Here is an 814-nt window from a genome sequence, read left to right as displayed (position 1 = left end):
TGTCTTAACTCCTTTACTACATTACTCCTTAACTCCTGATAATTACATTACCTCAATCAGCTCAACGTCGAACACGAGGGTTGCGAACGGAGGAATGGAAGCGCCTGCGCCGCGCTCGCCGTAGCCTAACTGGTAAGGGATGAAGAAGCGGTATTTAGCCCCTTCCTGCATCAGCTGGAGGCCCTCTGTCCATCCGGCGATTACCTGGTTGAGCGGGAACACTGCGGGTTCACCGCGCTGTATGCTGCTGTCGAACACCGTACCGTCAATCAGGAAGCCCTCATAGTGACACTTCACCTTGTCGGTTGCCTTCGGCTTATTGCCGTTGCCTTCCTTCAGGACCTTGTATTGCAGGCCGCTGGGCAGCGTCACAACGCCTTCCTTACCGGCGTTGTCAGCCAGATATTTCTCGCCCTCGGCCTTAGCCTTCTTGCCCTTTTCAGCCATAGCAGCATTGGCCTTAGCCTCCTGCTTGCGGAAAAAGTCCTGTACTATAGTCTGCGCTTCACTGTCTGAGACCTTAAGTTCGGCGCCTGCCAGAACGTCCTTGATGGCCGTTGCGAAATCGTCGATGTTGAGTTCGGTGGCCCCCATCTGTGCCAGCTGGCGTCCGATACCCAGCCCTAAAGCGTAACTTACCTTGTCCATTCTTCTAAAGTTTGATTATTTTCTACCTTATTTAAAACCGTGCAAAGGTAGCATTTTTATCTGATTACGGTGACATTATTGAAGAAAAATCACTAATTTTGTGGAAAGATAACAATGAACAAGGAGTTAAAGAAGTTAAAGGAGTTATCGCTCACTACGTTCGCTA

Annotated in this window: 1 protein-coding gene; it reads right to left on the bottom strand. The window is 49.9% G+C overall.

What is annotated here, in order from left to right; genetic code table 11:
- Window positions 1-42: 42 nt before the first annotated feature.
- On the bottom strand, window positions 43-648 hold the full coding sequence (locus H6A34_RS14490) for a BamJ family beta-barrel-assembly machinery protein (RefSeq protein ID WP_021948476.1): 606 nt from the start codon (window positions 646-648) through the stop codon (window positions 43-45).
- Window positions 649-814: the final 166 nt, after the last annotated feature.

The organism is Marseilla massiliensis (assembly GCF_016899855.1).
Classification (GTDB): domain Bacteria; phylum Bacteroidota; class Bacteroidia; order Bacteroidales; family Bacteroidaceae; genus Prevotella.
Note: the sequence above shows the minus strand (reverse complement) of the source record. Positions and strands in the feature narration are given on the sequence as shown.